At 57.9% G+C, this 24,960-nt stretch carries 21 protein-coding genes; 11 read left to right on the forward strand and 10 right to left on the reverse strand.

From position 1 onward, the window contains the following. Positions 1-124 precede the first annotated feature (124 nt). The 7 genes from FS819_RS20130 to FS819_RS20160 are packed head-to-tail and all read left to right on the forward strand — an operon-like array spanning position 125 to position 9,091. Entirely contained in the window at positions 125-1,153 is a 1,029-nt protein-coding gene (locus tag FS819_RS20130) for an ABC transporter permease (RefSeq protein ID WP_156547370.1), read from the forward strand. Next, positions 1,153-2,028, forward strand: coding sequence for an ABC transporter permease (locus tag FS819_RS20135; protein ID WP_156547371.1), 876 nt, complete (start codon positions 1,153-1,155; stop codon positions 2,026-2,028). Before FS819_RS20130 ends, FS819_RS20135 begins: the two co-directional genes overlap by 1 nt. Positions 2,029-2,030: 2 nt before the next feature. Continuing rightward, entirely contained in the window at positions 2,031-3,698 is a 1,668-nt protein-coding gene (locus tag FS819_RS20140) for a dipeptide ABC transporter ATP-binding protein (protein WP_156547372.1), read from the forward strand. Positions 3,699-3,722: 24 nt separating this feature from the next. Continuing rightward, positions 3,723-5,276, forward strand: coding sequence for a hydantoinase/oxoprolinase N-terminal domain-containing protein (locus FS819_RS20145; RefSeq protein ID WP_234624468.1), 1,554 nt, complete (start codon positions 3,723-3,725; stop codon positions 5,274-5,276). Beyond that, positions 5,273-6,397, forward strand: a complete 1,125-nt coding sequence (locus tag FS819_RS20150; protein WP_156547373.1) for an S-methyl thiohydantoin desulfurase family protein — start codon at positions 5,273-5,275, stop codon at positions 6,395-6,397. The genes FS819_RS20145 and FS819_RS20150 overlap by 4 nt, the downstream gene beginning before the upstream one ends. Before the next feature lie 2 nt (positions 6,398-6,399). Continuing rightward, positions 6,400-7,476, forward strand: a complete 1,077-nt coding sequence (locus FS819_RS20155) for an S-methyl thiohydantoin desulfurase family protein (RefSeq protein WP_156547374.1) — start codon at positions 6,400-6,402, stop codon at positions 7,474-7,476. A gap of 40 nt (positions 7,477-7,516) precedes the next feature. Continuing rightward, positions 7,517-9,091: an ABC transporter substrate-binding protein gene (locus FS819_RS20160; RefSeq protein ID WP_156547375.1), complete on the forward strand. Its 1,575-nt coding sequence runs from the start codon at positions 7,517-7,519 to the stop codon at positions 9,089-9,091. A 110-nt stretch (positions 9,092-9,201) separates the two neighbouring features. Here the strand turns inward: FS819_RS20160 and FS819_RS20165 are convergent, their stop codons facing one another. From FS819_RS20165 to FS819_RS20180, 4 genes are read right to left on the reverse strand one after another with little or no spacing between them, the layout of a single operon-like run. Further along, positions 9,202-9,651: a response regulator gene (locus FS819_RS20165; protein WP_234624467.1), complete on the reverse strand. Its 450-nt coding sequence runs from the start codon at positions 9,649-9,651 to the stop codon at positions 9,202-9,204. Then, entirely contained in the window at positions 9,648-12,002 is a 2,355-nt protein-coding gene (locus FS819_RS20170; protein ID WP_156547376.1) for a PAS domain S-box protein, read from the reverse strand. Before FS819_RS20170 ends, FS819_RS20165 begins: the two co-directional genes overlap by 4 nt. Beyond that, the gene (locus FS819_RS20175; RefSeq protein ID WP_156547377.1) at positions 11,999-12,652 is read right to left on the reverse strand and encodes a response regulator; all 654 of its coding nucleotides are present in this window, start codon (positions 12,650-12,652) and stop codon (positions 11,999-12,001) included. Before FS819_RS20175 ends, FS819_RS20170 begins: the two co-directional genes overlap by 4 nt. Continuing rightward, positions 12,649-13,743 (reverse strand): sensor histidine kinase, encoded by a 1,095-nt coding sequence (locus FS819_RS20180; protein WP_156547378.1) that lies wholly within the window; start codon positions 13,741-13,743, stop codon positions 12,649-12,651. Before FS819_RS20180 ends, FS819_RS20175 begins: the two co-directional genes overlap by 4 nt. A 367-nt stretch (positions 13,744-14,110) precedes the next feature. Between FS819_RS20180 and FS819_RS20185 the strand changes: the two genes are divergently transcribed. Next, positions 14,111-14,506, forward strand: a complete 396-nt coding sequence (locus tag FS819_RS20185) for an SgcJ/EcaC family oxidoreductase (RefSeq protein ID WP_234624486.1) — start codon at positions 14,111-14,113, stop codon at positions 14,504-14,506. Between the two features lie 62 nt (positions 14,507-14,568). Here the strand turns inward: FS819_RS20185 and fucP are convergent, their stop codons facing one another. The 6 genes from fucP to FS819_RS20215 all read right to left on the reverse strand — a co-directional run bounded on the left by fucP (position 14,569) and on the right by FS819_RS20215 (position 21,316). After that, complete coding sequence (fucP, locus tag FS819_RS20190) at positions 14,569-15,843, reverse strand: L-fucose:H+ symporter permease (RefSeq protein WP_156547380.1); 1,275 nt, start codon at positions 15,841-15,843, stop codon at positions 14,569-14,571. 431 nt (positions 15,844-16,274) lie between these two features. Next, the gene (locus FS819_RS20195) at positions 16,275-17,312 is read right to left on the reverse strand and encodes a sulfate/molybdate ABC transporter ATP-binding protein (protein WP_012653765.1); all 1,038 of its coding nucleotides are present in this window, start codon (positions 17,310-17,312) and stop codon (positions 16,275-16,277) included. Positions 17,313-17,326: 14 nt separating this feature from the next. Then, positions 17,327-18,196: a sulfate ABC transporter permease subunit CysW gene (gene cysW / locus FS819_RS20200; protein ID WP_156547381.1), complete on the reverse strand. Its 870-nt coding sequence runs from the start codon at positions 18,194-18,196 to the stop codon at positions 17,327-17,329. Next, entirely contained in the window at positions 18,183-19,040 is an 858-nt protein-coding gene (gene cysT / locus FS819_RS20205) for a sulfate ABC transporter permease subunit CysT (protein WP_156547382.1), read from the reverse strand. The genes cysW and cysT overlap by 14 nt, the downstream gene beginning before the upstream one ends. Positions 19,041-19,067: 27 nt before the next feature. Further along, complete coding sequence (locus FS819_RS20210; protein WP_409065499.1) at positions 19,068-20,024, reverse strand: sulfate ABC transporter substrate-binding protein; 957 nt, start codon at positions 20,022-20,024, stop codon at positions 19,068-19,070. A 254-nt stretch (positions 20,025-20,278) separates the two neighbouring features. Beyond that, entirely contained in the window at positions 20,279-21,316 is a 1,038-nt protein-coding gene (locus FS819_RS20215) for a LacI family DNA-binding transcriptional regulator (RefSeq protein ID WP_156547383.1), read from the reverse strand. A gap of 348 nt (positions 21,317-21,664) precedes the next feature. On the opposite strand from FS819_RS20215, the gene FS819_RS20220 reads away from it, so the two are divergent. The 3 genes from FS819_RS20220 to FS819_RS20230 all read left to right on the forward strand — a co-directional run bounded on the left by FS819_RS20220 (position 21,665) and on the right by FS819_RS20230 (position 24,957). Continuing rightward, entirely contained in the window at positions 21,665-22,705 is a 1,041-nt protein-coding gene (locus FS819_RS20220; protein ID WP_156547384.1) for a Gfo/Idh/MocA family protein, read from the forward strand. Between the two features lie 11 nt (positions 22,706-22,716). Beyond that, positions 22,717-23,649: a sugar phosphate isomerase/epimerase family protein gene (locus FS819_RS20225; RefSeq protein ID WP_234624466.1), complete on the forward strand. Its 933-nt coding sequence runs from the start codon at positions 22,717-22,719 to the stop codon at positions 23,647-23,649. Positions 23,650-23,724: 75 nt separating this feature from the next. Beyond that, a complete protein-coding gene (locus tag FS819_RS20230) occupies positions 23,725-24,957 on the forward strand; it encodes an ABC transporter substrate-binding protein (protein ID WP_156547386.1) in 1,233 nt (410 codons plus the stop codon). Positions 24,958-24,960 lie beyond the last annotated feature (3 nt).

Below are 24,960 nucleotides of genomic sequence, written 5' to 3' on the forward strand. Positions count from 1 at the left end.
AGCAGGGTCCGATCACCGCTGAAGTGCCTTAAAACCTATCCTTATTTTGTAAAAACCTATCCTTCGCTCGCATTGCTCTCGCCAGTCCTTCCACGCCACCATGGCGCAAAGAGGGAATGGTGGGATGATTTTGCATGTTGTCGAACAGATCGTGAGACGGGTGTTTTCCGTTGTCATGGTGCTGTTCGTGCTGTCTTTGATGATTTTTGCGCTGGCCCGCGTGGTGCCCGGTGATCCGGCCCGCATGGCGCTGGGGCCGTCCGCATCGCAGGAGCAGGTCACGGCGCTGAGCCGCGAAATGGGGCTCGATCAGCCGGTCATTGTGCAATATGGCCGCTATATCGCCAACGCCCTTCAGGGTGATCTTGGCCAATCGCTGTCGTCGCATCGCCCCGTCATTCATGATGTCGTTGAATTTCTCCCCGCCACGCTGGAGCTTGTGGTGGTCACCGTCATTCTTGATCTGCTGATTGCCATTCCGCTAGGCGTCATTACGGCACGCCATCGCAACACCTGGATCGATAATCTCGGACGGCTGTTTTCCATGGTTGGCGTCACGGTGCCGTCCTTTCTGTTTGCCATTGGTCTGCAATTGTTTGCGGCGAATTTTCTGCCGGGTTGGCCTCTGTTGGGGCAGGTGAATTTCGATCTTCATGCCCCTGCCGGGCCAACCGGTTTTCTGTTGGTTGATAGTTTGATCCATGGCCGCGCCGATGTGTTTGTGGATGCCCTCCAACATCTGGTCTTTCCCGCATTGGCGCTGGCCATGGCTGGCATTGGCCAGATCACCCGCATCATGCGCTCGGCAATGATTGAAAACCAGCGCAAGGACCATGTGCTGACACTGCTGAGTTTCGGCGTGCCGGATTATGTCGTGAACTTTCGCTACCTGCTTAAGCTGTCGTCTGTAGCGCCTCTGACCATCATGGGGCTGGAATTTGCCTCGCTGATTGGCAATGCCTTTGTGGTGGAAATGGTGTTTGGCTGGGGTGGTTTTGCTTCCTACGGTCTCAATGCCATTTTGCAAAAAGACCTGAACGCCCTGATGGCTGTGGTGCTGATTTCCGGCCTGTTTTTCATTCTCGCCAATCTGGTCATCGATCTGGTTGTCAGCCTGATTGATCCGCGTCTGCGTTTTCGGGGAGGCCAATGATGAGCCCCAATTCTATGATGAACAAGCGCGACCTCTCAGCCGGATACATGAGCTGGTATCGCTTTTCTCGCAATCCTGCCGCTTTGATCGGTGCATTGATTGTGCTCTCCGTTGTGGCCATGGCCATCCTTGCGCCGCTGATCACGCCCTTTCCCAGCCATATCGGCTCTATTGTCGATTTTCGCCATCGCCACAATCCGCCAAACCTCACCAACTGGTTTGGCACTGACAAAGTGGGCCGCGATCTGTTTACCCGCACCATTTTTGGCTTTCGCGTCTCCTTGCTGCTGGTGTTTGGCGTGCTGGGAATTTCGGTGCCGATTGGCGCGGTACTGGGTCTGTGCGCTGGCTATTTCGGCGGCTGGACCGAGCGGTTGATCACCGGATTTACCAATATCATGCTGGCTATTCCACCACTGGTGATGGCACTGGCGATTGGCAATGTGCTGGAGCCGAACCTGATCAATGCGATGATTGCGATTACGCTTTTGTGGTGGACATGGCATGCGCGGCTTGTCTATCGCGTCACGGTCTCCATTGCCGGTGAAGATTTTATCGAGGCGGCGCGTCTCGCCGGGGCCGGGCCTATCCATATTCTGTTTCGGGAAATCCTGCCCAATTGCATTGCCGTGATTTCGGTGAAGACCACACTGGATGCGGCCTTTGTCATCCTGTTTGGCGCAACCTTGTCCTTCCTCGGTTTTGGCGTGAAGCCGCCAACGCCAGACCTCGGCTCCATGGTGGCCGATGGCCGTCAGTTTTTGCCGGAAAAATGGTGGGGAGTGCTGGCCCCCGGTGGCGCGATTTTCTACGCCACCCTTGGCTTTAACCTGCTGGGCGATGGCTTGCGCGACATGTTTGATGTGGAGGCGTGACCATGGCTGATCCCTTGCTGAGTGTGCAGGATTTGACGGTTGCCTTCTCCGGCTATGGTCGGGTGAACCGGGTGTTGCACGACATCTCCTTCTCCATCGATGCCGGAGAACGGGTCGCGCTGATTGGCGAGACCGGATCGGGCAAATCCGTCACCTCCAAGGCTATTCTCGGCACTTTGCCGAGCAATGCCAAGGTGGAGGCGGGCTCGATAGCCTATCGCGGACGGCAATTGTTGAGCCTGCCATCTGGTGAACGCAACAAGCTGAAAGGCACAGCCTTTTCCATCATCATGCAGGACCCGCTGTCCTCCTTCAATCCGGTGTTTCGCATTGGTCGGCATCTGGAAGACGTGATGCATTATGCTGATCGCAATCAGGGCATCTATGACACGCCGAAGGGGCGCAAACAGCGGATTTTTGAGGTGTTGCGCAAGGTGCAACTGGGCGATGTTGAGCGGGTGTTCAACGCCTGGCCGTTCGAGCTATCGGGTGGCATGCGCCAAAGGGTGTTGATTGCGCTGGCGCTTTTGCATCAGCCCGATCTGTTGATTGCCGACGAGCCGGGCACGGCACTGGATGTGACCACGCAGGATGAAATCTTGCGGCTGATCAATCGGCTGGTGTCGGAAGAAGGCCTGTCACTGCTGATGATCACCCACAATCTCGGTGTGGTGCGCCAGACGGCGGACCGGGTGATTGTGATGCAGCATGGCCGCATTGTCGAACAGGGGGTGTTGAAATCCGTCTTCCAAGCCCCGCAGCAAGCCTATACGCGTGAACTGATGGCGGCAGTGCCGCCGCTCTATGGCGAGGGTGTGGTTGATCAGCCAGTCAGCGACAAGGCCCCAATCATCACCTTGAGCAATGTGCGCAAACTCTATGCCAAGCGGGCGCTGTTTGGCGCAAAGCGCGGCCACCTGGCCGTCAACAACATCAATCTTCAGGTTAATGAGGGCGAAATTTTTGGCCTTGCCGGAGAAAGCGGCTCTGGCAAAACCACGCTGGCGCGGATGATGATGAACCTGTTGCAGCCCAGCGATGGTGAGATTGTTGTAACTGGTACACCCAGAGATGGGGCTTTGCGCCTCAGCCAGATTGTCTATCAAAATCCCGGCACGTCGCTAAACCCCAAGCGCACGGTGGCGCAGATTTTGACCGTGCCACTGGCCCATGTCGGCCTCGATAAGGAACAGCGCAAAGTGCGAATGGCCGAGCTTTTGGACCTCGTACGCCTGCCCGCCAATTTTGTCTCAAAATATCCGCATGAACTCTCAGGCGGGCAAAAGCAGCGGGTGGCGATTGCGCGCGCCCTGGCGGCCAATCCGCAGATCATCATTCTGGATGAGCCTACTTCGGCGCTGGATGTGTCGGTGCAGAAAACCGTGATTGAGCTGCTTCTGGACCTGCGCGCAAAGCTTGGCCTGACCTATGTGATCATCTCTCATGATCTGTCTTTGATGCGCAATTTCTGCTCGCGCATTGTCATCATGTACAAGGGCGAGATCGTCGAACATGGCACGCCTGCCGAAGTGTTCGCACAGGCTCGCCACCCCTATACCCGCGCCCTGATTGCCGCCATTCCGGTTCTCACCGATGCGCAAGAGACATTGAAACCCACCATTAGCGAAGAGGAGCGAGGCCGCTTTCTGGTGCAAAGCACCGGACGGTGAACCCGTTGTTGAAAGGAAACACACGTGTACCGATTGGGAATAGATGTGGGCGGCACCAATACGGATGCCGTGGTCATGCAGGGCGGCAAGGTTCTGTCCGGTGTCAAGGCTCCAACGTCGGAGGATGTCACCACTGGCGTGGTTGAAGCCATGGAAGGGGCCATCAAGGCAGCTGGTATTGACCGCAGCCTTGTGACCAATGTGATGATCGGCACCACCCATTTCACCAATGCGGTGATTGAGCGCAAGCATATGACCCCGGTTGCCGCCATCCGCCTCGGTCTGCCCGCCACCGCCTGCTTGCCGCCTGCCATTGATTGGCCGGAAGACCTGAAGCCCGTGGTGGGCAAGCATGGTTATATGGTGCGCGGCGGCTATGAGTTTGATGGCCGCGAAATCTCGCCGCTGGATGAAGATGAGATCAAGCGTATTGCTGGCGAAATCCGCGCCAACAATCTCAAGGCCGCTGCCATCACCTGCGTGTTCGGCCCGATCAATGCGACGATGGAGCAGCGGACCAAGGCGATCTTGCAGGAACATTGCCCCGGCTTACCGGTGGTGATGTCCACCGACATTGGGCGCATCGGGTTGCTGGAGCGCGAAAGTGCGGCGATCATGAACGCCAGCCTGTTGGAACTGGCTTACAAAACCGTGCGGGCTTTTGGCGAAGCGCTCAAAAGTGCTGGTCTCACTTGCCCCTTCCACATCACCCAGAACGACGGCACGCTGATGGCGGCTGAGACGGTGAAGGATTTCCCGGTGCTGACCTTCGCCTCCGGCCCCACCAATTCCATGCGCGGTGCGGCCTTCCTCACCGGTGTGCAGGAAGCCATTGTTGTTGACATTGGCGGTACGACTTCGGATGTCGGGGCGCTGCATCTGGGCTTTCCACGTCAGGCAGCAACGGTGGTGGATGTTGGCGGCGTGCGCACCAATTTCCGCATGCCGGATGTGTTTTCCATTGGTCTTGGCGGCGGTTCGCTGGTGCGTGGTGATGCGGAGTCCGTGACGGTTGGCCCGCAATCGGTGGGCTATCGCATCACCTCTGAGGCCAAGGTGTTTGGCGGCGCAACGCTGACGGCAACCGATATTGCCGTGGCCGCAGGCCATGCCGATGTGGGCGATAAGAGCAAGGTCGCCGATGTCTCGCCAGAGCTTGCCAAGGCAGCCCTTGCCCGCATCCATCAGATGCTGGAAAATGCCATTGAGCGCAGCCGGGTCTCGCCCGAACCTATTCCGGTGATCGCGGTTGGCGGCGGCTCTATCCTGATGCCGCATAAGCTGGGTGATTTTCAGATCATCCGGCCCGAAAACTTCTCCGTTGCCAATGCCGTTGGTGCTGCCATTGCGCAGATTTCTGGCGAAGTAGACCGGGTCTTTGCGCTTGAAAATGGCCTGACCCGCGAGCTATGCCTGAAACAGGCCGAAGAAGAAGCCACGAAAAACGCCGTTGCTGCCGGCGCCGATCCCGCCACCATTCAGGTGATTGAGCGTGAAGATGTGCCGTTGGCGTATCTGCCGGGCAATGCCACCCGTATCCACGTGAAAGTCGTGGGCGAGATGGGAGGGCAAGCATGAGCGCGATCATTTCCCCGAAAGACTATTTTGACCCGAAAGACCTCTGGATTCTCGATCACGATGATCTGACCTCATTGGAAATCGGCGCTGGCATTCTGGGTACAGGCGGCGGTGGCAATCCCTATATTGGCAAGCTGCGTGCTCGCCAGTTGCTGGATGAGGGCTATACGCTCTCGGTTTTGCCACATCAGAAAATCCATGATGATGCGCTCTGCGTTTCCGTGGGTGGCATTGGTGCGCCTGTGGTTGGTATTGAGCGCTTGCGTGAAGGCCGTGAGGGCCTGCGCTGCATCCGCGCGTTGGAAGCGCATCTGGACATGACCATTGACGCCATCGTCTGCGAGGAAATCGGTGGTTCCAATTCCATGGAGCCATTGGTCGTGGCCGCTCTCACGGGTGTGCCGGTGATTGATTGCGACGGCATGGGCCGGGCCTTCCCGGAAATGCAGATGACCACGTTTTCCATCTATGGGCATAGCTCTACGCCATCGGCGATGTGCGATGTGCATGGCAATGTCGTGCTGTTTCAGCATGCGGTGTCGGAGCTTTGGCACGAGCGCATGGCGCGGGCCTGCGTGGTGGCCCAAGGCGGTGCATCCACCTTGGCGTCTGCACCGATGACCGGGGCTTTCGTCAAGCAATTCGGCATTCCCAATTCCTACACGCAAGCCGTCAGCCTAGGTCAGGCGGTCAGGCATGCGCAGAAAAACCACGATGACCCGATTGAAGCCATCTGCAAAAAGGAGAACGGCAAAAAGCTATTCACCGGTAAAATCAGCGATTTGAAGCGCCATTTGCGCGGCGGTTTTGTGCGCGGTGAAGTGCAGCTGTCCGGCATTGATGCCCACAATGGCGAAACCGGCTCGGTGCTGATCCAGAATGAAAATCTGGTGTTCTTCCACGATGGCCAGATGGAATGCTGCGTGCCAGACCTGATTCTGGTGCTGGATGTCGATAGCGGCGAAGCCATCACCACCGAAATGCTGCGCTATGGCCAGCGCGTCGCCATCGTCGCGTTGCCGTGCCATGGGTTGTTGCGCTCACGCGAAGCGCTGGACGTGGTTGGCCCCAAGGCCTTCGGGCTGGATGGCATTGTCTACACACCAATGAAAGGATCGTGATCATGGCCACTCTGGTGCAAGAACACGATCTGGAGGCCATTGCCTTGGGCGGTGCCTATCTCGGCACGGGCGGCGGCGGCGATCCGTATATTGGCAAGCTGATGGCGCAAGCAGCCCTTCGCGAGCATGGGCCTGTCAACGTGGTTGCCGCAGACGAAGTGGATGACGACACGCTGTGCATTTCCGTCTTCATGATGGGTGCGCCGACTGTGATGCTGGAAAAACTGCCCTCTGGTGCGGAAGTGTTGAAAGCCCTGCATGAGCTGGAGCAGTTTTTGGGCCGCAAAGCCGGTGCCATCCTCTGCGTCGAGGCGGGCGGATTGAACTCCACCATTCCCTATATGGTCGCGGCTGTGACTGGTCTCCCCTTGGTGGATGGTGATGGCATGGGCAGGGCTTTTCCGGAATTGCAGATGGTGAGTTTTACCCTGCATGGGATCTCGGCAAGCCCGCTGGTTTTGGCCGATGACAAGGGCAATTCCTCGCTGTTTTCAGCCGTTTCCAACCTGTGGACCGAGAAGATGGCCCGCGCCGTGACCATTCAAATGGGCGGTGCCGCGCTGGTTGCCGCCTATGCCATGAGTGGCAAGCAGATGAAGCAGGCGCTGTTGCATGGCACGATGACGCAGATCCGTACTATAGGCGAGACTATTCTAAACGAGCGTGCCCGCTCTCGCCACGCCGGAAATGCATTGCGCGAAAAGCTTGGCGGCACCCATCTTTTCACCGGACGCGTGGTGGATGTGGAGCGCGCCACAACGGGTGGCTTTGCCCGTGGCAAGCTGATTTTGCGCGGTGTGGACCGCTTTGCAGGCCAACGTTTTGCCGTGCATTTCCAGAACGAGTTTTTGTTGGCCGAGGGCGAAAATGGCGAAACCGTCTGGGCAACGCCGGACCTGATCTGCGCCCTTGATGCCGATATGGGCCTGCCTGTGACCACTGAACAGATGCGCTACGGCTTGATGGTGGAATTCACCGGCATCCCCGCCGATCCGCAATGGCATACGCCAGAAGGCTTGGCGCTCGCGGGGCCGGGCTATTTTGGCTACGGCGACAGCGCAAAGCCACTCTCTGCATGATTTTTTAAAATACAGCGAACTGTCAAAAAAGGGGAATGAGATGAACGCAACACAGACTTTAAAACACCTCGCCGTGGCGTTGACCATGGGAACCGCCATTGTCGCGCCACAAGTTGCCATGGCCAAAACCTCTACCGTGATGAATGTCACGCAGGTGTTTGGCACCATCGATCCGGCCAAGATCACCGATTACACCCAGTATCTCGCCGCTGTGAACCTCTACGATGGCCTGACCACCGTGGACAGCACCGGCAAGATCATCCCGGAACTAGCGGAAAGCTGGGATGTGTCCAGTGACAACCTGACCTACACCTTCCATCTGCGCAAGGACGCAAGCTTTCAGGATGGCTCGCCGGTGGAGGCCAAGGATGTTGTTTATACCGTCCAGCGCCTGCTGGCGATCAACAAGGGGCCTGCCTATCTGTTTGCCTCGTTGATCAACCCCGATAATGTGAAGGCGGTGGATGCCCACACTGTCACTATCACTCTCAATAAGGTCTATGCGCCGTTCCTGACCACCACGCCGCTGCTGCTTGTCATCAACGAGGATGCCGTCAAGGCCGCTTCCAAGCAGCCCTGGGGAGAGGATGTTGTCGGCGAAAAATCCATGGGCGCTGGCGCTTATGTGCTGTCCAGCTGGCAGCGTGGCTCGGAAATGGTCATCAGCCGCTATGAAAAATATTACGCTGGCTGGCCAACAAACCCGATCGATGAAGTGCGCTTCGTACAGACCAATGACGAAGCAACCGTCAAGGCGCTGGCCACATCAGGCCAATTGGGCATTTCATCGACCACACAAGCCAATGAGACCTATGACGCTTTGGCCAAAACCGACGGCTATGTGGTGCAGACCACGCCGACAGCGACAGGCTTTTATCTGAAGCTCAACACCAAGGCCGCGCCGACAGACGATGTGCATGTGCGCCGCGCCTTGCAATATGCCACCGATTACAAGACCATTCAGACCCAGATTATGACCGGTGACACGCTGGCCGGGCCAATGGCACCGGTCTTCACCGAGGCCTATCTCGACACGTTGAAAGCGCCCGAATTTGACCTGGAAAAGGCCAAGGCCGAGCTTGCTCAGTCCAAATATGCGGGAAAGCCGATCAAACTGACGATGACCTATGTCGCGGGCCTGTCGTTTGAGGAGGATATTGCGCTTCTGATGCAATCCAATTTACAGCAGATCGGTGTGGATGTGGACATCAAGCCCGAACCCTGGAACCGCATTACCGAACTGGCCGCCAAGCCTGAGACCACGCCTTCGGCAACACAAGTGTTCTATGGCCCAACCTATCCTTCGCCGGACAGCGTATTCTACGTGCAATATCACTCCAAATCGGCGGGAACATGGGCCTCGATGGAATGGTTGCAGGATGCCGAGGTCGATAAATTGATCGATGATGCCCGCTCCACCACCGATAGTGCCAAGCAGAATGCGCTTTACAAACAGATCCAGCAGGTCATTTCCGACAAGGCGCCAGATGTGAATTTGCTAACGAAAGTGCAGCGTGTCGCCTTTAGCAAATGCATCTCCGGCTACAAATTTGTGCCGATGCAAAGCTGGGATTACAATTTTCACAATCTGACATGGACCTGCCCGGCCAAGTAATCCGGGGTCTGTTTGGGACTATTTCAACTCTGGAAAATCTGGCTGTTCTGTCAAAAGATTTTCCAGGGTTGGTGTTTTTATCTCAACCTCACAATCGACCGGTGACCTGATCAATCAGCCCCATCTGGTGGCGTTGCCGTCTTCAGCGCCTTGAACAGAAAGCGCGTTTCCAACAGATTGACGATACGCAAAACCGTTTCCACCGTATCGATCGGCTTGACGAGGAAATCCTTCGCGCCCAGCGACAGGGCGCGGCGGCGGGTTTCGGTTGTCACATCGGCTGTCAGCACGAGGATGGGGATAAAATCATCCGGTCCGATCAGCCGCGTGAATTGGTCAAGCAGGGCAAAGCCATCGAGATGCGGCATCAAAAGGTCGAGCAGGATAATATCGGCTTTATGCTTTGTAAAAAGAGCGGTGGCCTCGCGCGGGTCCGTGGTCGAGGCAATCTTATCGAAACGCTCGCGCCGCAAAAGCCGTTCCAACAGGGCAATATTGGCGGGTTCGTCATCGATGATCAGTATCTGCGCCTCTGAGGCGAGGTCGAAGGGAAAATTCACGTCAGAACCTCATCCAGGGTTTTCATCAGGCGGCGCACGTCGAGCGGTTTGGTCAAATACTGTGTCGCGCCTTTTTCCATCGCCATCATGCGTGTTTTTTCCGTGGCATCGGCGCTTATCACAACGACCGGAGTGGTTTGCGTCCGAGGATCGGCACGCAAGGCGGCAAGCACCGATAGTCCATTCATGTCGGGCAGATCGACATCCAGCAAAATAAGGTCGGGATGATGCTCGAAGGCAAGCGTCAGGCCGAGGCCACCCAACATGGCCGGAATGATCTTGGTCCTGAGACGGCGGCTCACGATGTTCTCGATCAGGTTGAGATTGACAAGGTTGTCCTCGATGCAAAGGACCGTGGCTTTGCCGGTCGCTCCGCTTGCCACTGCCCGTTTCTCATCTGTTTTAACGCTCTCTGCCACGGCGTAAGGGGCATGTGACACAGGAATATGGAGGGAAAACACCGAGCCGGTCGCGCCACTCTCGGTCAGGAAAAGATCGCCATCCATGGCCCACATCAGATTGACCGACAGAGCAAGGCCAAGGCCTGTGCCGGTTGTGGCGTTTCGGTCGGTGCCAAGTCGCTCGAACGGCTTGAACAGCCGGTCTCTATCCACATCAGCAATTCCGCAGCCCGTATCGGTGATATCAACTGCGATGATGTTTTCTGCCAAGCAATGAGCGGACAACCGGATCTCACCGCCATCCCTGTTGAATTTCACCGCATTGGAAAGCAGGTTCAGCAGCACCTGCAAAAAACGACGACGATCCACCGCGACAATGGCTTGGCCCGCAGCCACCATCTCGACGCTGATCGTCAACCGCTTCGGTTCGGCCAAGGGAGCCGCCAGGGCAATGGCTTCCGTAACGATATCGTCCAATCCGACCGGCTCGATCAACAGTTCCATGCGGCCCGCCTCGATCCGGGCAATATCGAGAACTTCATCGATCAGGCTGAGCAGGTGCCGTCCGGCTCTGAGGATTTGCGCCAGACTTTCGCGCATCTCCTTATCCTCAATGTCCATGTCGAGGATCTGGGCAAAGCCCAGAACGGAGTTTAGGGGCGTGCGCAATTCATGGCTCATGCGCGACAGAAACTCGCTCTTGGCCTGGCTGGCCCGTTCGGCGTCACGCCGGGCGGTCAGCAGGGCCTCTTCGGTTCGTTTTCGATCCGTCACATCGCGGGTGATCTTGGAAAATCCCCGCAATTGTCCTTGCTTATCGCGCAGGGCTGTCATCACCACATTGGCCCAGAAGCGGCTGCCATCCTTGCGCAGCCGCCATCCCTCGTCTTCGACACGGCCAAAAGCGGCGGCCTGCGCCATTTCCTGAACCGGCAGTGTTTCTCGATGCTCAAGAGGATAGAATCGGGAGAAGTGCTGGCCGATGATGTCGTCGGCGCGGTACCCCTTGATACGCTCTGCACCGGCATTCCAGCTCACCACATTGCCATCGGCATCCAGCCCGAAAATACCGTAGTCGTGGACACCATCGACAAGCAGTCGGAAGCGTTCCTCGCTTTCCCGCAGCGCATCCTCGCGCGCTGTCAGCAAGCGGCTTGCTTCTTCGAGTGCGCTCGACAATTCACCGATTTCGTCTGTTGCATGTTCTGACAGCCTCAGGCTTTGGCCTTGGGCGAGGCGGCTGGCGGCCAGTTTCAGCCGGTTGACCCGCCGAACGATACCTTTCGACATCAGGACGATGGCGCCGATGCATCCAATAACGCCAGCGATGGCACCCAACAGGGTAATTCTTTGCGACAGCGCCCGGATTTCATCGGCCTTGGCCGTTCGTTGCGCCAGAAGCGCATCTTCCCTCAGGCGCATCTCGGCGATCTGCAGACGCAGCTCGTCCAGGAAGGCTTTGTTGGCAATCAATGTCTGCCGCAAAGCTTCCGGAATCTGGTTATTCGAAACCGAACCCCGCATCAGCGAGGCAAGACCCTTCAGCTTTTTATCGACCAGCGGTTCCATCCGGTTCAGCCGCTCGAGCTGTTCCGCATCGGTGATCAGAGGGCGCATCGCGGCAAATACTGCAGGCAATTCTGTCACAGCTTTCTCGTAGGGGGCGAGGAACGTTTCGTCGCGGGTTAGAAGATATCCCCGCACGCCGGAAGCTCCTTCGGCCAATAAAGCGTGCAATTCCAGAATATCCAGTTGAATGGCGAAGGTCACGCGCACGTAATTTTCCGCCTTTCGGCTTTCCCGGTCGGCGAGAAAGACGGAGCCGAGGGCAATGAGAAGACAGGCCAGGGGCAGGGCAATCACGATCAGGCCTTTGACAGCCAAAGGCTGGTTGAGAAAGCGAAAGCGGCTGTGGGCGGACACCATGGTCTTTGCCGCGATATCCGTCATGATGCCTCCCCCTCAACCAATCCGGCCTGCGCTGCCAGCACCGCTGCCTGGGTTCGGTCGCCCACCCGCAATTTCGCAATGATGCGCTCGACATGGACCTTGACCGTACCCGGAGCGATGGACAGTCTGCGGGCGATTTCCTTGTTGGTCGCGCCCCGTGCCACTTCCTGCAGGATTTCCCGCTCACGGGCGGTCAGCTGCGAAATGGCGTCCTCGGCTGGCGATGTGCGCGAGACGCGGGTCAGCATCCGCCGTACCAATCCAGTATCGAAAAACTCCTGGCCGTCGAGAACAGCCCGGATCATCCGCAACAATGTGTCACGCCGCACATCCTTCAGCGCGTAGCCACTGGCTCCGGCCTTAACGGCTGCTTCCAGATAGTCGAGGCTGTCATGCATCGTCAGCATCATGATCCGCGTCGATGGTGATACGCGGCGGATTTCTGTCGCTGCCGCCAACCCGTCCATCGGTGTCATCCTGATATCGAGCAGGGCGATGTCAGGCAAAAGCCTTGCGGCAAGCGCGATTGCTTCCAGGCCATCTCGCGCTTCGGCCACGACCTCCAGGTCCGGTGCACCCGACAGGACCGAAATAATGCCGGATCGGGCCAGATCATGGTCGTCGGCAATCAGAATACGCGCTTTGGTCATTGGCTCTGGTCTTTTTCGGTAAGGGGAACCCGGGCGATCAGCCGCGTGCCTTGATGGGGGGCGCTGATGATGTCCAGCGTGCCGTTGACAAGCGATAGTCGCTCTTGCATGGCCGACAGACCGATCCCGAAGCCACGGACGGGTTTGTTTTCGCCTTGCCCTGCGGAAAGGGAAAAACCGCAACCATCGTCGCTCGCCTCAAGGACGACATGACCGGCATCAATCCGCAATTGCACATGCAGATTTTGGCCGCCCGCATGTTTGCGGGCATTGGTGATCGCTTCCTGCGCCACACGATAAAGAACGATTTCAATGGCCTGAGGCAGGCGGCCATCCGGCAACCGGTTGTCCAGCCGACAGGCGATCTCATCGACGGTGTCCAGCTTTGCACCGATGGCGGCTGGCAGGCCAAGGTCATCAAGTTCGGCGGGCCGCAAGTCGGCAATCGCGTGGCGGATATCCTGGATCGCCAGGCGGGCAATCTCACTGCATTGATCGACCTTTTTTGCGAGTGCCACCGTCAAAGCCGGATCTGCTTCCAATGCCTGCAAGTGATGCAGCAGACTGACGAGGGTCTGGGCCACGCCATCATGCAGGTCATAGGCAATATGGCTGCGTTCCCGTTCCTGTGTGGAGAGAATGGCAGCCAACAATTGCGCAAGCTGCTTTTCTCGCTCGGCAAGCACCAGGAGCAAGGCTTCCCGCTCCTGTTCGCGTTCGTCAGCAAAAATGGCTGCGGCGAGAAGGTCGGCGACGATCTGAAGACTGGTTTTATCCTCGTCGCTTATGCTTGCGATGGATCGATCCTCGAAGGTGATGACCGTCCGACCATCCATACTTGCCATGGCGTTATCGGCAATCGTCTGGTGTCGCTCTGCTGGAGGACGCAAATGAATTGTCGAGCCGCCGCAAAAGCTGCCGATCAATCCGGTGATTTCGGTGATCGCGCGCGCGTGTGGATAGCGATCAAGGCTGGCGCGTGTTTCCACGATCAGACGTAGCCGGCTGGCCCTGGCTTCCGCTTCGCGGTAAAGTTTCCGCAATTCCTGGATGGGAGACGCAAGGTGTTCCGGGTCCGTCGCCGTCGTCATTCGTCATCATGCTCCTGTATCAAGGCGCGTTCGTCTACAGCCCCGTGCGCCATATATGGCGCACGGGGCTGTAGCTCTTTATATCTGCTGCATAATTTTCTCTTTAAACCGATTCCGGTTTAAAGAATTATGCAGTAGCCGATGTGAGAGATAGGACCCCGGAGGGCCAGTTTACATAGGCCATTCGGCATATCCTTTCGACACCATGCGGCAGACGTAACAGCCCTTCTTGATCGCCACCTTTCTAAGCAACCGACCGGCGTTTGGCTTGGCTCGGGCTTGATAAAGGAGCACTTTCATGCAGAAAATTCTTTTGGCACTCGGTGTAACCGCCGTTCTCTCGGTATCGTCTTTTGCCGCACCCGCGATGGCACAAGAGTGCGCGCCGGTGACCGAGGGACAGGTGGAAAAGTTGTTTGACCGTTGGAACACGTCCCTTGCGACGCTCGATCCGGAGAAAGTTGTCGCCAATTATGAGGATGACGCAGTTCTCCTGGCGACCTTGTCGAACCAGCCGCGGCTGACGCAGGACGAGCGTCGCGCGTATTTTGTCGATTTTCTGAAAAAGAAGCCTCAGGGCGTGGTCAATAACAGGACGATCAAGCTGGGCTGCAATACGGCCATTGATACCGGCGTCTACACGTTCACGCTTGCGGATGGCACGAAGGTTCCGGCTCGCTACACCTTCACCTATGACTATGATGGCGGAAAATGGCTGATTTCCTCCCATCACTCTTCGGCAATGCCGGAACGCACGTCGTAAACGCACCTTATGTGCATGTCGCCGCGCTCGGATGCGCGGCGACATGCAATGGCATTGTTAGTTTATGCAGCTGTTCTGGAACCGAGCGCGCCATAATAGGCGATATAGACGTAGCAGAAGATCGGCATCAGGAAGGCGAGGTGGATGCCGACCGTATCGGCAAGTCCGCCCTGTACCAGGGGCAACAACGCGCCGCCGACAATGGCGAGGCAAAGAATGCCGGAACCCTGGCTGGTATGGCGACCGAGGCCCTTCAGCGCCAGGCTGAAAATGGTCGGGAACATGATCGAGTTGAAGAAGCCGATCGACAACACGCACCACATTGCGACATGGCCTGTGGTCAGCACGGTAACCAGCAGCAGAATACCGGCTGCGACCGCATTGAAGGCCAGAACCTTGCCATCATCCATATAGCGCATCACGGCGGAACCGATGAAACGCCCGATCATGGCACCGCCCCAGAAATAGGAGACGTAATGCGCGGCGGTCTGTTCCGGCAGGCCGGCAATGCTGGGTTCGGCCATGAAGTTGACCAGGAAGCTGCCAATGCTGACTTCCGCGCCGACATAAAGAAAAATCCCGACAGCGCCGAGAACCAGATGGCGATAGCCCCAGGCAGAGCCGGACACATCGCTGGACTTTGCATCTTCCTCGGCCTCAACGGCTGGCAATTTCAACGCTGCGAAAATGGCAGCGAGAACAAGGAAGGCGGCAGCCAGCATCAGATAAGGAAACTTCACCGCTGCGGCTTCCGCCATGCGCAGGGCGTCCATCTGCTCCGGTGTGGCATTTTCAACGGCAGCCGTTGCCGAAGACAGGATGAGGAAGGCGCCGAAAATCGGCGCGACCGTGGTGCCCAGCGAATTGAAGGCCTGGGTCAGCGTAAGACGGCTGGAAGCCGTTTCAGGGGCACCCAGCACGGTAACATAGGGGTTTGCCGCCACCTGGAGAATAGTGACGCCCGCCGCCAGCACGAACAACGCGCCGAGAAACAGGCCATAGACCCGCAGGCTTGCGGCGGGGATGAACAAAGCGCAGCCGATGGCGGCAACGAGAAGACCCGTAACAATACCCCATTTATAGCTGATGCGTTTGACGAGAGCCCCTGCGGGCAAGGAAACGATAAAATAAGCGCCGAAGAAGCACAGCTGGATCAACATGGTCTGCGTGTAATTCAGCTGAAATACGTTTTTCAGATGCGGTATGAGAATATCGTTGAGGCAGGTGATGAAGCCCCAGAGGAAGAAAAGAGAGGTCAGCGCGATCAGCGGACCGGTATAGGAGCGGCTGGCTCCTGCGTGCGCGGTTTGCGACGCGCCTGTTTGAATTCCTGCCATTTTCGGTTCTTTTTTCTTGATGCGGCGCAGCGGGAATACTGCGGCATGGATTAACGATCTGGCGGAGCGATGGCCGTAGTTGCGGCTCGAATACGCAAGTGCCGGCCCGCAACGCGGAGGAGAACGTGATTGTTCCGCAAAAAAGCCTGACCGTGATTTCGGCGTGTTGGCTGCGGGCAACCGCGACTGACAACTGTCCGGTTGGGAGGACGATCAGTTGTAAGCCCTGTTGGCTTATCGCTCCTGATAGGGCACCGCAAGAAGATGCAGGGTGTAATCCCGTGCAATTTGAGGGACCGAGCCTTTCGGCCCGGTTTTCTCTATGTGTTTGAGATATTGATAATTTATACAAGGCGAAGATGTGTAAACATCCTCCAGCATCGTGCGGTTTCCAGTTTGCCGCACGATGCTTTAGCCTTGTGACGCCTGGGTCAGGCGCTTGCCGGATAGACTTTCCAGCGTTTGGGGCGGAAGGATATCCCGGTTCGGGTGGCGGCGGGATGATCGACGGGAACGTCGATTTCCGCCAGATGCCGTGCGCCGCCAAGCTCCAGTTCCAGACGGCGGGTTCCCGACAGTCTTCGGCTGCTGATCACCGTTCCGGCAAAGCAGCCGCCACACCCATCGACAATCTCGACTTCCTGCGGCCTGAAGAACAGCGTCGCATTGCCGTTGCCTTCGGATTTAAGCCCGGTCGGCCGGTCATCAAGCCAGATCTCGCCGGATTCGATGCGCACCGGCAGCGCCGAGGATTCACCGATGAAGCGGTGAACGAATGGGGCCGCCGGATTGTCATAGACGTCGTCGGCGGTGCCGACCTGCTCGATGCGGCCCTGGCTCATCACCACCACCCGGTCGGCAAGTTCCAGCGCCTCTTCCTGGTCGTGTGTCACGAACACGGTGGTATGGCCGGTGCGATCATGAATCTCCCGCAGCCAGCGGCGCAAATCCTTGCGGACCTGGGCGTCGAGAGCGCCGAAAGGCTCGTCCAGCAGCAGCACCTTTGGCTCGATTGCCATGGCGCGGGCCAGTGCCACGCGCTGACGCTGACCACCGGAGAGCTGGGCAGGATAGCGCTTTTCGAGGCCCGACAACTGTACGAAATCGAGCAGCTCCAAGGCCCGCTTGCGAATTTCCGCCTTGGGCGGACGCGACGACTTTGGTCGAACGGTGAGGCCGAAGCCGACATTTTCCAGCACGGTCATATGCTTGAACAGCGCATAGTGCTGGAACACGAAGCCGACTTGCCGTTCCTGCACGGTCTTGCGCGACGCATCGTCGTCGCCGAAGAAAATCTGGCCAGCACTTGGCCGCTCAAGCCCGGCGATTAGCCGCAGCAAGGTGGTTTTTCCCGAACCGGAGGGGCCGACAAGCGCGATCAGCTCGCCGGAGCGGATGTCCAGCGACAGTTCGTGGAGGGCGGCGGTCGCGTTGAAGTCCTTGCGGATATTGCGAATATTCAGTTCCATGAGCGAATTCCCGATCAATGCCCACGGGCAGCCGACAATTGGTCGGCATAGCGCAGTTCAATGGTTGTCTTGAGGACGAGAGTGACCAATGCCAGCCCGGCCAGCAGTGAAGCGACCGCGAAGGCGGCGGCGAAGTTATATTCGTTATAGAGAATTTCGATATGCAGCGGCATTGTGTTGGTCACGCCCCGGATATGGCCTGATACGACCGAAACCGCGCCGAATTCGCCCATGGCCCGGGCATTGCAGAGCAGCACGCCATAGAGCAGCCCCCAGCGGATATTCGGTAGAGTGACCCGCCAGAAGGTCTGCCAGCCACTGGCACCGAGGCTGATTGCGGCCTCTTCATCGCCAGTACCCTGCTCCTGCATGACCGGGATCAGTTCGCGCGCCACGAAAGGAAAGGTGACGAAAATCGTCGCCAGCACGATGCCCGGCACGGCAAACAGGATTTCGACGCCATGCGTGCGCAACCACGGTCCCAGCAGGCTGTTGGAGCCGAACAGCAGCACATAGACCAGACCTGATATGACCGGTGACACCGAAAACGGCAAGTCGATCAGGGTAATCAGGAAGGCCTTGCCGCGAAATTCGAATTTCGCAATCGCCCACGCGGCCGCGACCCCGAAGATCACGTTGGCGGGAACGGCAATCGCTGCGACCAGCAGCGTCAGCCGCATGGCTGAGAGGGCATCTGGTTCAACAAGCGCTTCCAGCCAGGCGCTGGCGCCATTGCGGAATGCCTCGGAAAACACCGCCACCAGCGGAAGCATGAGGAACAGCAGTAGGAATAGCAGCGACACGAGGATGAGCAGACATTGGACGACGGGCGTCTCGGTCGTCGCTCGATGAAAGGTAGGGGAGTGGCGGTCAGTCATTGCCATATTTTCTCCGGCTTGCGGCCTGAATGAGATTGATCAACAGAAGCATGGCAAAGGAAATCGCCAGCATCACCGCACCGACGGCGGTTGCGCCCGCATAGTTGAACTCCTCCAGCCGGATGACAATGAGAAGCGGTGCGATTTCAGACACATAGGGGACATTGCCGGCCACGAAGATCACTGATCCATATTCCCCGACCCCGCGCGCCAGTGCAAGGGCAAAGCCGGTCATGATGGCCGGTGCCAGACCCGGCAGCAGCACTTTGAATATTGTCGCGAAGCGGCTGGCACCCAGCGTTGCCGCGGCTTCCTCCACGTCGCGGTCGATTTCTTCCATGACCGGTTGCACGGTGCGCACCACGAAGGGCAGGCCGATAAACACCATGGCAACGACGATGCCAGCCTGGGTATAGGCGACTTTCAGGCCAAGCGGCGCAAGAAGCGAGCCGACCCAGCCGTTTGGCGCGTAGAGCGAGGCAAGGGCGATCCCGGCAACGGCAGTCGGTAGCGCAAAAGGCAGATCGACCATCGCGTCGATGATCCGCCGTCCCCAGAAATTGTAGCGCACCAGCACCCAGGCGACCAGCACGCCGAATACGACATTGAGGATAGCCGCCAGGATGGCCGAGCCGAAGCTGACCTTCAGGGCGCCAAGCGTTCTGCGGTCAGACGCGATATGCCAGAAATCCGTCCAGCCCAATTCGGCGGAACGCCAGACCAGACCGGACAGGGGAATGAGAACGATGAGGGCGAGGTAAAACACCGTAAAGCCGAACGTTAACCCGAATCCGGGAAGAACGCTCGGCTGACGGAATTGCCACCTGCCTTGAACAGGACTATGGGCCATTCTGATTTTCTTACTTTCTGAGCAGTCTTACTTTCCGGGCTGGTAGATCTGGTCGAACAGGCCACCATCAGCGAAGAATTGCGGTTGTACTTTTGCCCAGCCACCGAAATCCTCGATGGTGACGAGATCAACCGACGGGAACCGCTTCAAGTCGGCAGGATCTGCCAATTCAGGCTTTGCAGGGCGATAATAATGCTTGGCAGCGATCTTTTGCCCGGCGTCGGAATAGAGATAATCGAGATAGGCCTTGGCGACCGCTTCTGTCCCATGGGCTTTGGCATTGCCCTCGACGACGGCGACCGGCGGCTCCGCCTTGACCGAAACGGACGGCACGATGATGTCGAATTTGTCAGGGCCGAGTTCATCAATCGACAGGAACGCTTCGTTCTCCCAAGCAAGCAGAACATCGCCGATGCCACGCTGCACGAAGGTGGTGGTGGAGCCGCGCGCACCGGTATCCAGCACTGGCACATGCTTGAACAGGGCGCTCAGGTATTCCTTGGCCTTCTGTTGATCACCATTATTGGCCTTCAGTGCCCAGCCCCAGGCGGCAAGTACGTTCCAGCGGGCACCGCCCGAGGTTTTCGGATTGGGAGTGATCACTTCGATCCCGTCCTTGGTGAGGTCGGCCCAGTCCTTGATGCCTTTCGGATTGCCCTTGCGCACCAGAAAGACGATGGTGGATGTATAGGGCGAACTGCTGCTTGGCAGTTTGGTTTTCCAGTCGGCGGGGATCTTGCCGGTCTTTTCGGCGATGGCGGAAATATCCGCTTCCAATGCCAGTGTCACGACATCGGCCTCAAGACCGTCGATCACCGAGCGGGCCTGAGCGCCCGAACCGCCATGCGACATTCTCACAGAAACGCTATCGCCGGTTTTCTGCTTCCAATAGGCGGCGAAGGCTGGATTGAAATCCTTGTACAACTCGCGCGTCGGGTCGTAGCTGACGTTCAGCAGTGTCACATTGGCCGCAACAGCGGGCATGGCGAGGCTTGCGGCTATCGCCAGCGTGGCAATGATCTTCACAGTACGAAAACGGGACATTGCGATCTCCTTAACCCCTAAGACTTTAAAATCTATTGAGGTTGTAGAGTATGTCAACGACCAAGGCCAGTTCGAGAGAGAACATGCCCCTGGCCGCTGCTAACTTAGCAATTTCAAGCGTAATTCCAGCGAGGTGGGGAGGATTTTTGCGGCGTCGATCAAGCATGATCTCCAGGCACAGTCTTATAGCAGGTCTATGTCAGCAGGTCGAAGGCATCGCTTTCGCCCGGCACCAGTTCTAGCGGCCAGAGGCGATTGCGGGCATGGGTTCTGTAGGTTTCCGCATAATCCGGCATTGAGGCGAGCAAGGTTTCGGCCAGTTCAACCCCAAGATCCTCCAGGGAAAGGCGGTAGCAGGTCAGAGCGGGTTGCAGAAACCGGGCGCGGGGCGCTTCACGAAACCCGATAACGGCCATGTCCCGGCCGGGAATGACGCCGGCCTCAGCCAGCCGCCTGTAGAGGCCGATCGCCATGAGTTCGTAAATCAGGATAATGGCGGTCGGGCGCGGATCAAGCGCCAGCAACTCACTGCCGACGCTATAGCCGCCGCTTTCGCTGGATTTCGCCCGCAGCACCAAGGCCGGATCGAAGGCCAGGCCGTTGCGCTCCAGCGCTGATCGATAGGCATCGGTAAACACGGTGCCGAGGTTGATATCGGTGCAGGGGGCGGCGATAGCGATGCGGCGATGACCTTTCGACACCAGACGATCCACGGCGGAATTGGCGACACCGGCAAAATCGAGGTCGATCCAGGTATGGCTGCCGCCGGATGTGCTGCGCCCCAGTGTCACAAAAGGGATCTTCGTCTTGATCAGCAGGTCGATGCGCTTGTCGACCCGTTGGGTCGCGGAAATGATCATCGCATCGACCAGGCGGCGGGCCACCATGCGCTGGAGATATTCCAGGGGGTCTTCGTCGGCGGGGCAGGGGAGCAGGACGAGGTCGAGATTGTGGCGGGCAAACACCGTCTGCAAGCCGTCCATGACACCGAAAAAGAAGTTGTCGCTGTTGTCGGCATTATCCTTGCCGGACTCGATCATCAATCCGATAACATTGGTTGTCCCTTTGCGCAGGCTGCGGCCCGATTGATTGGCGACATAGCCCAACTGCTCGGCGGCCTCCAGCACCCGCCGTCGCGTTTCCGCGTTGACGTCGGGGCGTCCATTCAGCGCGCGCGACACGGTCCCGATGGAGATGTCGAGATGTTTTGCAAGCTGATGTATGCCCTTCATGCCAGATACTTTCTCCCTGAAGCCACCTCACCCAGAGGCGCTAAGATGAGCAGGCTGGTTGTAAATTCCATGCTCTGCCTTGTCCGGTGTACTGCAAAATTTCGCAAGCAGGAATCGGTTTTTCCCTTGAGCCTGAAGCGGGTTATCCTGTCACGAGCGCAATAATCACGCCGCTGCTTGACATGCGAAGAAAACCACGCTTAGTATCGTAAACGTTTACGGAAGCCGGTGCAAAGAGGAGTTTGCGCGGTTCGAGGGTGTCGGAAGAGCGCTTGCTGGTTCGGCCTACCGGAAACTGGAACCATGTCTGGCGCAATAGCGACCGGATGGGATGCAAGGGAGGATATCTTGCAATTCAAAGCCGTTTTATGCGGGTGCGGAGCTATGGCCAAGGGCTGGCTCCGGGCCATCGCCGACACGCCCTCGCTTGCCGAGCGAATTTCTGTTGTCGGGCTCGTTGACGTCAATGTTTCCGCAGCCGAGGCCTTGGCAGAGGAATTCGGCTTCGAAGGTGCTGTGACGGGCAGCAGTCTTGCCGATGTTCTCCAACAGACGGCACCCGATCTGGTCTTCGATGTCGTCATCCCGGCGGCCCGCTTCGATATCGTGTCCACCGCGCTGAAGGCCGGATGCCACGTACTCAGTGAAAAGCCCATGGCCAATACGCTGCAAGAGGCGAAGGCCCTGGTTAAACTGGCCACGGAGACGGGGCGTATCCACGCCGTCGTGCAGAACCGCCGCTTCATTCAAGGGGTCCGCCGGATGCGGCAATTCCTGGACAGCGGCACGATCGGCGAGTTGACGGCAGTGCATTGCGATTTCTTCCTGGCGCCGCATTTCGGCGGGTTCCGGGATGAGATGGAGCATGTCCTGCTGCTCGACATGGCGATCCATACATTCGATGCCGCCCGTTTCATAGCCAATCGTCAGCCGCTGGCGGCCTATTGCGTGGAGCGCAATCCGCAAGGCTCCTGGTATGCGCATGGCGCCAGCGCCAATGCGATCTTCGAGTTCGCTGATGATGTGGTCTTCACCTATCGCGGCTCCTGGTGCGCGGAAGGGCGTAGGACCAGTTGGGAAAGTGCGTGGCGGCTGGTCGGCAGCAAAGGCATGTTGACCTGGGACGGGGAAGAGATGTTTGAGGCCTCCATTGCCGCAGACGAACCCGGCCTGTTGCGTGGATATACGACCGTAAACGTTTCTGAAGACGTCGCACTCGCTGAGACGCATGGCCATGCCAGCGTGCTGGAAAGCTTCATTGCGGCAGTTGCCGGTGGCGATCCGCCTGAGACCGCTGGTTTCGACAATATCAACAGTCTTGCCATGGTGTTTGCCGCCATCGAAAGCGCCAAGAGCGGCAAGCGTATCGACATTTCAGCTTCGTTATAAGGACCATGACTGTGAGCAATCCTGCAAAATCCATTCGTATCGGCACGATGATCAGCGGCAATAACGGCGATGCCGCCACCCGTATCCGGGAAATCGCCGGGCTTGGCTTTGAAAGTTTCGAGCCGTTTTTCTGGCAGACCACCAAGGGCCAGAACCTTGCCGAACTCGGCAAGCGCTGCGTCGATGCCATCGGCGACCGGGACATCACCATTTCGACGCTCGGCATGTTCGGCAATCCGCTTGAAGAAACCGACATCGACTTTGAGACGCTGGAGGGCTGGAAACAATGTATCGATAATGCCCATCATTTCGGCGCGAGTTGCGTTGCTGGCTTTACCGGACGGCTGCGGGGCAAGGTGCTGACCGACAGCCTGCCACGCTACCGCGAAATCTGGAGCGAGCTGGCCAAGCGCGCCGCCGACAAGGGGGTTCGCATCGCCTTTGAAAACTGCGCCATGGACGGCAATTGGCAGAGCGGAGACTGGAATATCGCCCATAACCCCGATGCCTGGGAGTTGATGTTCAACGAAACCCCGGATGATAATATCGGCCTTGAATGGGAACCCTGCCATCAGATGGTCTATCTGATCGATCCCCTGCCGCAGATCCGCAAATGGGCATCCAAGATCTTCCACGTGCATGGCAAGGATGCCACCATTCGCTGGGATGTCATTCGTGAACACGGCATTTTCGGCAAGGAGCCGTTCGTGTTCATGCGCACACCCGGCTTCGGCGACAGCAATTGGACCAATGTGATCAGCGAATTACGGCTGGCTGGCTATAGCGGCTCTATCGATATCGAAGGCTGGCACGATCCCGTCTACCGCGACGCTTTGGAAATGACCGGCCAGGTCCATGCGCTCAACCATCTAAAGCGGGCGCGTGGCGGCGATTTCATCGACGAAACCGCCGTCTATGGCGGGGGAGACCCAACGCTGAAATAGCATGAAGTCTCGAGATCGTCCGGCATGGAGGTGCCGGGCGATTGGAGGACGGGATAGAAACGGAGGAGGAAACCCATGATCATCAACAGACGTGCCTTGATCGCTGTGCTGGCTCTTGCCGCGGCTTGCCCGCTTGCATCGACCGCCCGGGCGGACGACGTGACACTCAATCTCTGGTCGCTCGACAAGGATATCCAGCCTGCGCCCAATCTGGTCAAGCAATTCAACGCGCTCAACAATGGCATCAAGATCGAGTATCGGCTCCTCCAGTTCGACGATGTCGTAACGGAAGCGATGCGCGCCTATTCAACCGGACAGGCACCTGACATTATCGCCGTCGATAATCCGGAACATGCGCTGTTTGCCTCGCGGGGCGCTTTCCTCGATCTTACCGACATGATCGCCAAGTCGGATGTGATCAAGCCACAGAACTATTTTCCGGGACCGCTTGCGTCTGTGACCTGGAAGGAGCGCTATTTCGGCGTGCCGAAAGCCACCAACACCATCGCGCTTTACTATAACCGCGACATGTTCAAGGCTAAGGGTCTCGATCCACTCAAGCCGCCGCAGACCTGGGACGAACTTCTGGCCGCTGCCCGCAAGCTGAACGACCCGGCCAAGAACGTCTACGGCCTGGCTTTTTCCGCCAAGGCCAGTGAAGAGGGAACGTTCCAGTTCCTGCCCTGGGCGCAGATGGGCGGCGGCGGCTATGACCATATCAATGCTCCGGGCGCGGTAAAGGCGCTGGAGACCTGGAAAACCATCATGACCGAAAAACTGGCCTCGCCGGATACGCTGACCCGCGGCCAGTGGGATTCGACCGGCACGTTTAATTCCGGCAATGCCGCCATGGCGATTTCGGGGCCGTGGGAACTCGACCGCATGCTGAAGGAAGCCAAATTCGACTGGGGCGTCGCCCTGCTTCCGGTGCCGAGCCCCGGCGCTGAACGGTCTTCCGGCATGGGTGATTTCAACTGGGCGATCTTTTCCAGCACCAAGCACCCGGCGGAAGCCTTCAAGGCGCTGGAATTCTTTGCTTCCCAGGACAAGGATATGTTCAAGAATTTCGGACAGCTGCCAGCCCGTTCCGACATCGCTATTCCACCATCGGGTTCGCCTTTGAAGGATGCGGCGCTGCAAGTGTTTCTCGAACAGATGAAATATGCCAAGCCGCGCGGGCCGCATCCGGCCTGGTCAAAAATCTCCAAGGCAATCCAGGATGCCATTCAGGCGGCATTGACCGGCCAGATGACGCCCAAGGATGCGCTGGACCAGGCGCAGAAAAAGATCAAAGCCGCCCTGGGCTGAACG

It is taken from the genome of Allorhizobium sp. Av2 (assembly GCF_021462805.2).
Lineage (GTDB): Bacteria > Pseudomonadota > Alphaproteobacteria > Rhizobiales > Rhizobiaceae > Allorhizobium > Allorhizobium vitis_G.